The sequence below is a fragment of the Veillonella sp. CAG:933 genome (genome assembly GCF_000431435.1).
Taxonomy (GTDB): Bacteria; Bacillota; Negativicutes; order Veillonellales; family Veillonellaceae; genus Veillonella_A.
This window is the reverse complement of sequence record NZ_HF986214.1, coordinates 41,660-49,803: the sequence shown is the minus strand read 5'-3', so window position 1 is coordinate 49,803 and position 8,144 is coordinate 41,660. Positions and strand designations below refer to the sequence as shown.

At 44.0% G+C, this 8,144-nt stretch carries 8 protein-coding genes; 6 read left to right on the top strand and 2 right to left on the bottom strand.

Translation table 11 applies throughout. The features are described 5' to 3' along the window. Nucleotides 1-39: 39 nt before the first annotated feature. Together QZL64_RS09360 and dcuC are read right to left on the bottom strand one after the other, a co-directional pair. Nucleotides 40-1,158 (bottom strand): M20/M25/M40 family metallo-hydrolase, encoded by a 1,119-nt coding sequence (locus QZL64_RS09360; RefSeq protein ID WP_021841734.1) that lies wholly within the window; start codon nucleotides 1,156-1,158, stop codon nucleotides 40-42. Between the two features lie 124 nt (nucleotides 1,159-1,282). Further along, nucleotides 1,283-2,590, bottom strand: coding sequence for a C4-dicarboxylate transporter DcuC (dcuC, locus tag QZL64_RS09355; RefSeq protein WP_441351092.1), 1,308 nt, complete (start codon nucleotides 2,588-2,590; stop codon nucleotides 1,283-1,285). 214 nt (nucleotides 2,591-2,804) lie between these two features. Here dcuC and QZL64_RS09350 point away from each other — a divergent pair, with 214 nt between their 5' ends. The 6 genes from QZL64_RS09350 to QZL64_RS14570 form a co-directional block, all read left to right on the top strand. Next, a complete protein-coding gene (locus QZL64_RS09350; protein WP_021841732.1) occupies nucleotides 2,805-3,377 on the top strand; it encodes a DNA-3-methyladenine glycosylase I in 573 nt (190 codons plus the stop codon). Between the two features lie 8 nt (nucleotides 3,378-3,385). Beyond that, entirely contained in the window at nucleotides 3,386-4,480 is a 1,095-nt protein-coding gene (locus QZL64_RS09345) for an AraC family transcriptional regulator (protein ID WP_021841731.1), read from the top strand. A gap of 294 nt (nucleotides 4,481-4,774) precedes the next feature. Beyond that, a complete protein-coding gene (locus QZL64_RS09340; protein ID WP_127059177.1) occupies nucleotides 4,775-6,043 on the top strand; it encodes an SLC13 family permease in 1,269 nt (422 codons plus the stop codon). A gap of 104 nt (nucleotides 6,044-6,147) precedes the next feature. After that, a complete protein-coding gene (gene ttdA, locus QZL64_RS09335) occupies nucleotides 6,148-7,047 on the top strand; it encodes a L(+)-tartrate dehydratase subunit alpha (protein WP_021841729.1) in 900 nt (299 codons plus the stop codon). Further along, on the top strand, nucleotides 7,047-7,664 hold the full coding sequence (gene ttdB / locus QZL64_RS09330; protein WP_021841728.1) for a L(+)-tartrate dehydratase subunit beta: 618 nt from the start codon (nucleotides 7,047-7,049) through the stop codon (nucleotides 7,662-7,664). The genes ttdA and ttdB overlap by 1 nt, the downstream gene beginning before the upstream one ends. Before the next feature lie 339 nt (nucleotides 7,665-8,003). Further along, the coding region (locus tag QZL64_RS14570) for a thioesterase, FlK family (protein ID WP_441351091.1) at nucleotides 8,004-8,144 on the top strand (141 nt) is incomplete at its 3' end.

The following is an 8,144-nucleotide window of genomic DNA, read 5'->3' as shown; positions in this document are numbered from 1 at the left end:
TAAGGAACGGGGCGTTGGTGTTATACAGATTTAATGTTACTATTTAGCTGCTTCCACAATAATTTGTAAAGCTAAGCGGGCGGAATTATATAAATCTTCTTCCTTAATGCATTCTTCTTTCGTATGCACATTGGTCATACCAACACCGAGAACGGCTGTCGGTACACCATAGGCATTGAAGAAGCTGGCATCACTGCCGCCGCCGGATTCAACTACATTAACGGTGAAGCCCAATTCTTCGGCCGCTTTGGAAGCGAGGCGAATTGTTTCGGAATCTACCGGCACATCGAACGGATCGTAAGCCGGTAATACTTCTACTTTAATGGACGTATTAGTGTCTTTAGCGCCCTGTTCGAAAATAGCTACCACTTCGTCGGTTAATTTAGCTAATTTTGCTTTATTACGGCTGCGGGTTTCCATAAAGATAACCGCTTCTTCCGCTACGATATTGGTAGCACGACCACCACTGATGGTACCGATGTTGCAAGTCGTTTCTTCGTCGATACGGCCTTGCGGTAATTTTATTAAAATATGACCGGCCGCAACGATGGCGTTAATGCCTTTTTCCGGAGCGTTGCCGGCATGAGCCGCTTTACCGGTGATGGTGGCACGTACTTTGTTCTGGCCCGGTGCTTTATGTACGATACGGCCCGGTGCACCGGAGGTATCAAAAGTATAACCCAATTTAGCTTTAAGTAAGGACGAATCCATATTCTTAGAGCCGTTTACACCGCCTTCTTCAGCGATAGTAAAGACAACCTGTATATCGCCATGAGGGAGATTGTCTTCTTTAACAACACGCAAGGCTTCTAGGATAGCTACCACACCGGCTTTGTCGTCACCCCCGAGGATTGTAGTGCCGTCCGAAGTAATGAGGCCGTCTTTAATTTGTGGTTTAATATTGGCGCAAGGTTCTACGCAGTCCATGTGAGCGGTGAGCATAATCATAGGGGCGGAAGGAACATTTCCTTTAAGAGTTGCCACTAAGTTACCTGCATTGCCACCCAATTTTTCACCGGCATTATCTTCTTCAACGGTAAAACCGAAAGCTTCTAAACGCTTGGTCAATAAGTCGGCGATTTCACGTTCTTTAAGGGTGGAGCAAGGAATTTGAATCAATTCTAAGAATTCATCAAGGATACGCTTTTCTTGGATCATGAGAACCTCCTAAACATAATGTGAGAGAATAAAATAAAGAAATTGTATAATGTGAGAGTTTTCAGTTATAAATAATTAATAGTACCGGTTAATATAGTAATGAATAGGGGATGCAAATTTCAACTTAGAATAAAATAAGGAATGTAATAACGCCAACCAACATTGGCACGATATTACGTTTGGCAAGCTCCATAGGACCTACATTGGCGAGGGATGCACAAATAATGGCCGCACCCGCTACCGGTGAAGTAGAACGACCGATAGCCCCTGAAATCTGTGCCAAGGAGCCAAGGTCGACCATGTTCATGCCGAAGCTGGCTGCATGCGGTGTGATGGCACCGTTGAAGGCAAGCGCTGCTGCGTCGCCGGAACCGCTTAAGATAGCGATAATGAACGGACCGAAGCTGCCGGCAATTTTAGCGAATGATTGAGAATCCTTCATATACGTTAATAACGCATCGGTAAGGCCCATGGCCTGCATGCCTTTGGTGAAAACCGCAGCGGCGATGATAAGACCGATGATGCTGCCGTAGGCATCGCCCATGCNNNTGCCGTAGGCATCGCCCATGCCCTTGAAGAAGTCTTTCGTTACTTCTTCAAGGGCATGGGCGCGGGCAATAATGAGAGCTACTACACAGCCGATAATCATAGCGGCCGGTACGCTTACTTTAGCAATCCCCATATCTTTGAGCGCAGCAATGTTTAAGTTGGTTACAACTAAAATAACGAGCGCCACAATCGGTGCCATAGCTTTAAGACCGTTAACTTTGAATTTACTTACGATAGAAGCGGTACCTTGTTCTGCTAACGCTTCTTGGCGAGCCTTGCTTGGGCCTTCCTTGCGAAATGCCGCTACTAAGGTAAGTGATACGGCTACTACTAAGGATGCGATGATGGCCGGTAAGGCAGTTTCAAGGACAACGAACATAACATCTACATTGGCCATCTTGGAAATGAAGGCCACATGCGTATTGCCGGGGCTGATGGCACTGCCCCAAGTGCCGGCTAAGATAGCGGCACCGGCCATGGCCGGATGTACGCCGGCCGCAATTAAAGCGGGAATCAAGATACTGCCGATAGCCGCAGCGGCACCGGCTGCACTGGTAACGGCGATGTTGAGCCACCAGGTTACGAGCATGGCAAGCGGAATGATAATGGCATGGCTTTTAGAAATAAGGCCTGATAATGCATGCACTAAATGTTGGTCACATTCCGTATGCTTCATAACGAAAGCAAAGCCCATTACGGTACAAATAGTTGGGACTAAGGAACCGTGAATCATGGTTTTGACAAACGAATCCATGAATTGGCCCATTACGCCGCCGATGAAACACATAAGTGCGCCGGCTACAAGTAGAACGGTGCGGGTTTCATACTTTCTAATGATGGCGGCAAATGCGATGATTACGATAATACCACCTGTCAGTTGCATCATAGGTAACACCTCCGTAAGAAATACCCCCTACTATATAACATGGTATAATACTACTATAGGCTAAATTAGAAAAAAATGCCACATTTAAATGATAAAATATAATTTTGATTATGTTAATTTTGCATACATTATGAGTGTTTTCAATGGCGTATATGATTTGAGTATTTGCAATTATGTTTAAAATATGCTACTTTACGGTGGAGGTAGACGTATGACAACCGGCAGAGAATGTGCGTGGGCTAAACGCAGCTTGGAAGAGCAAGTATATCATGATACCGAGTGGGGCGTGCCAACCCATGAGGATTCCGTTTTGTTTGAGTTTTTAGTACTGGAAACTATGCAGGCCGGACTCAGTTGGACGTTAGTACTAAAACGTCGCGAAGCCATGCGTGAAGCATTTGATGGTTTCGATATAAATAAAGTGGCGGCCTATACGCCGGACAAAGAGTCTCAATTATTGGAGAATCCGAATATTATTCGGAATCGACTTAAGATTGCTTCACTTCGTAAAAATGCCTTGGCATTTAAGAAAATTCAGGCCGAGTTCGGATCTTTTGATGCGTATATCTGGGCGTTTACGAACGGCGAAAGTTTAGTTGGTCACTGGCAAACAGAAGCGGACGTGCCGGCTATAACACCGTTGGCGGAGCAAATCAGTAAGGATTTGAAGAAACGCGGTTTTACCTTTGTGGGACCTACGATTGTATATTCTTTTTTACAGGCTATCGGCATGGTAAACGACCATATTGTGAGTTGCCCTTGTTATGAACGTTTAACAAAGTAGGAGGAATCATGCAATTTTATAATTTTTTATACCAACATGGACATATAGCCTTCAGCCAATATATTTATCGGATTGGCACGTATCATTATAATTGGCATCCGGAGATTGAAGTGCTCTTAGTACTGCAGGGAGCGGTCGAGGTATGTCATGACAATGAGTACACCAATTTGGGCCCCGATGATTTTATTATCTTGCCGCCGCAGTGTGGGCATGCTACGTTGGCTTTGGAGCCGGATACGATAGCTATGGTGTTACATTTACATCCGCAAATGCTGGCGCAATATGACAAGGAATTTAGGCAATCCAGTTTCTTTTTGGCCACCGATGAAATGACTCGATACGATTCAGGGTATGACAAGTTGCGGACACAACTTAGTGAATTGATGCGGCAGTTGGCTAAACATAAAGTTGATGAGGTTACGACCATTAATGTGGTAGAAGAACCGGATATTGCAATAGAAAGGGAATTTTTAGGTATTCTCCATTGTTTAATCGATTTGTTAAAGCCTGTTTCCTATATGCCTCAGGGAAATCCGGTGGCCTTGCAACAGGCGGCTACCTTTGAAAAAATGATTACTTACATTGATCAACATTATAAAGAACCGTTGACTTTGGGGGAGATAGCCGATATTGGCGGCTATACCGAAAGTTATGCGTCGCAATTTTTTAAACGGCAGTTGGGCATTTCGTTTAAGGCCTATGTACTGCGCATGCGCTTAAGAGAGGCAGCGGTACAGTTAGTTAATACGAAGCAGCAAATCGTAGACATTGCCAATGAATGTGGCTTTTCTGATGTGAAAGCCTTTAATACGGCCTTTCGCAAGCATTTTCATACGACGCCGACGGAATATCGTCAGGTAGCCGGCAAGGTAGAGCGTCATACGATGATGGATAATTGGAAGGAATATATTGCCGTCGATGATGCGGGGATTAATGAGCGGTTAGAGACTTATAGAAAAAATACGACTGAAAATGAGGCGACCCCGACTGATAAAGGCGCGCATCCTATGAGTGAGTCAAGCAGCGCTGATGCTGAATTGGTGGCCGCTCGTGAACAATTACGTCTCGCATTAGCTACTTTGGATGAAATTTTAGATAAATAAATACGGCTATCTAAAAAAAGTGGAAGTTGGCATTTTTTTATATTATTTGAAATAAGAATACGGTCATATGATAAGTAGGGAGTGATGATAATAGCCGGTTTTTAAAAATAAAAGCCGGTTGTTTTTTTATATCATTTGCATTAAAAGTATATAACAAATCGCATAATAAAGAGTAATTGATAATAATTTTCATAGCGTAATTTGGATAGCTGAATTATGGTATATGCGTATAATGAAAGTATCGAATGCATTCACAGTATCACCAATACAATTAGTGTACGAGAGGAGACAAAGATGGATGGTGTTATTGTAACCCTAGTTCTTTTAGTTTTTGCCATTATCATGTTCGTTTGGGAGAAAATCCCCTTGTCCATAACCGCTATGACGGTAGCCGTTTGCTTGACCTTGACCGGTGTGCTCACACCGAAAGAAGCATTCTTAGGCTTTGTGGATTCCAATGTATTGCTCTTTATGGCCATGTTCATTGTAGGGGCCGCCTTTTTCGATACCGGCGTGGCTCATGCGGTGGGCGGTTTAATCAATCGTTTTGCCAAAACGGAACGTCAGTTAATTATTGCCGTAATGTGTATCACGGGTCTTATGTCTACATTCTTATCCAATACGGGTACAACCGCCGTATTGATTCCACTGGCCATGGGTCTTGTGCAGCGCACCGGCATTAAGGCAACGAAACTGTTAATGCCTTTAGCTATTGCCGCATCTGCCGGTGGTAATGTGAGTCTCATCGGTTCACCGGGCAACATGATTGCTCAATCCGGTTTGGCACAGCAGAATTTGGCCTTCGCCTTCTTCGACTATGCCTTGGTAGGTTTGCCGGTATTGCTCGTAGGTATTGCGTACTTCGCTTTAATCGGTCATAAGTTATTGCCGGAAGAGCCAACTCACACACCGGCTACGGAGTATACGACTGACGCCGATTACAGTAAAGTGGCCATGTGGCGCAAAGTATTTGCTGCCGGTACCTTGGTTGCGACCGTACTGGGGATGATTTTTGAATCACAATTGGGCATTAAATTACACGTTATTGCCTGGATTGGGGCTTTATTCCTCGTAGCGACGCGCACGATTTCTGAAAAAGTAGCCGTTAATGCTATTGATATGAAAACGATTTTACTCTTTGTAGGTTCCTTGGCCTTAGCTCAGGCTCTTGTGAAAACCGGCGCCGGTGCTATGATTGCGGATACGATTATTCAGAGCCTCGGTGATAATCCGTCGCCGTTTATGTTATTGGCCGTTGTATTCTGTATCGCTGCTATTTTGACTCAGTTCATGTCCAATACAGCGACGACTGCTTTATTGGTGCCAATCAGCTTGGCCTTGGCACAGCAGGTTGGGGCCGACCCGAAAGCGGTACTCATGGCGACCGTTATAGGCGGTTCCGTAGCCTTTGCTACACCAATCGGTTGTCCGCCGAATACGATGGTATATAACGTAGCAGGCTATAGTTTTATGGACTATGTCAAAGTAGGTGGTCCTTACCTAATCTTAGCAATGATCACTTCACTCATTTTATTACCGATTTTCTTCCCGTTTTACCCTTGATTTTAAGCGGCAAAACATTTTTGATAAAAATTTTTCTAGGTTTTTCTATATGTACAGATTGTAATTTGGGATCGGTACATCCCATAAGTTAAAGGAGGATATGTATGGATAAGGAAAAAATGAGTCAACGAATGACTCAAATTCTTGCGGATTTTGTAGGCTATTTTTCTAAAGTATTGCCGGATGATGTTGACGCTAAATTAAAAGAATTGGCAGCGGACGAAAAGAATCCGTTGGCAAAAACGATTTATGACACAATGCACAAGAATATGGAATTGGCTAAAGAATTGAGCCGTCCATCCTGTCAGGATACAGGCGTATTGCAGTATTGGGTAAAATGTGGTGCCAACTTCCCGTTAATCGGCGAATTGGAAACTATTTTGCGCGATGCTACCTATCAGGCTACGCAGGAAACTCCATTGCGTCATAACTGTGTAGAAACATTTGACGAATTCAACACGAAGAAAAACATCGGCTTAACGGCTCCATACATTCTTTGGGACATTGTTCCTGACCGTGACGATGTAGAAATTTACCCTTACATGGCCGGCGGCGGTTGCTCCTTGCCGGGCAGCGGTAAAACTTTAATGCCGGGCGAAGGTTACGAAGGGGTTGCCAAATTCGTACTCGATTTGATGACGTCTTACGGCTTAAATGCATGCCCACCGTTATTGGTAGGCGTAGGTATTGCTACCTCCATTGACACCGCAGCTTTATACTCCAAAAAAGCGATCATGCGTCCGGTAGGTTCTCATAATCCTAATAAAAACGCAGCGTATATGGAACAATTGTTGGAAGATGGCATCAATGCCCTTCATTTAGGACCGCAAGGTATGGGCGGCGACAAATCCGTTATGGGTGTTAATATCGAAAACGGTACCCGTCATCCTTCCGTTTTGAGCGTAGCTGTTAACGTTGGTTGCTGGAATCACCGTCGTGGTCACTTAGTGTTTACTAAAGATGGTCAGTGTACTGTTTTATCGCATAGTGGGGTGAAATACTAATGGAAAAGAAAATCTTAACAACACCGATTTCCGCAGAAGATTTAGAAGGCATTAAAGCCGGTGATATTGTATATTTAACGGGCCACATTACAACTTGCCGTGACGTAGCTCATCGCCGTTTGATTGAATACGGTCGTGAACTGCCGGTTGACGTTCGCAACGGTGCTATTTTGCACGCCGGTCCGATTGTAAAAACTATCGATGAAGCTAACGGTAAATACGAAATGATTTCCGTAGGTCCTACGACCAGTATGCGTATGGAAAAATTCGAATACGATTTCGTAAAACATACCGGTGTTCGCCTCATCGTCGGTAAAGGCGGTATGGGCCCGGGCACTCAAAAAGCTTGTCAGGAATTCAAAGCGTTGCACTTGGTATTCCCGGCCGGTAATGCCGTATTGGCCGCTACAGAAGTAGAAGAAATCGAACAAGCTAACTGGAAAGAGTTAGGCATGCCGGAAACATTGTGGACTTGCCGTGTTAAAGAATTCGGTCCATTGATCGTGTCCATCGACACCTATGGCAACAACTGGTTCGAACAGAAAAAAGTGGAATACAACGAAACGAAAGAAAAAGTGCTTGCTGAAATTAACAAACACGTAAGCTTCATTAAATAAGAATTCGTTTATACCTAATTATTTATTAACCCGTTCATGGTGTTAACCATATACATCGTTTACTGCTAATTGCGATGCATAAGGGAGAGCCATACGAGGTTACAATTTTATACTCGCTGCAAAGGTCGTCCCGCAAGGGGCGGCTTTTTGCATTTTAATAATAATTTTCAGCAAGGCCTCTTGAAATGTAGTATACTGTTTTTAGAATATAATGTAATAGTCAAATCGCCGGTTGAGATTGCCATAGTGGATGGCTGGAATTAGTTGCAGTATTTGGCCGGTAGGGGATTACATTAAACGTATTAATGGTGATTAGGTATAGCTACAGGAGGTTTCATTATGAATATAGAAGTGGGATTAAAGGGTGAGGCAACAGTGGTTGTTAATGAGCACAATATTGCCAAAACGATGAAAAGCGGTGCTCTTGAAGTATTCGCTACGCCTGCAATGTGTGCCCTTATGGAAGAAGCGGCGGTAGCC

What these genes read in the sequence shown, in the direction of transcription:
- QZL64_RS09350 (WP_021841732.1), top strand. Translation starts at nt 2,805, where the DNA reads ATGACAACCGGCAGAGAATGTGCGTGGGCTAAACGCAGCTTGGAAGAG.
- QZL64_RS09345 (WP_021841731.1), top strand. Translation starts at nt 3,386, where the DNA reads ATGCAATTTTATAATTTTTTATACCAACATGGACATATAGCCTTCAGC.
- QZL64_RS09340 (WP_127059177.1), top strand. Translation starts at nt 4,775, where the DNA reads ATGGATGGTGTTATTGTAACCCTAGTTCTTTTAGTTTTTGCCATTATC.
- QZL64_RS09360 (WP_021841734.1), bottom strand. Translation starts at nt 1,158, where the DNA reads ATGATCCAAGAAAAGCGTATCCTTGATGAATTCTTAGAATTGATTCAA.
- ttdB (WP_021841728.1), top strand. Translation starts at nt 7,047, where the DNA reads ATGGAAAAGAAAATCTTAACAACACCGATTTCCGCAGAAGATTTAGAA.
- ttdA (WP_021841729.1), top strand. Translation starts at nt 6,148, where the DNA reads ATGGATAAGGAAAAAATGAGTCAACGAATGACTCAAATTCTTGCGGAT.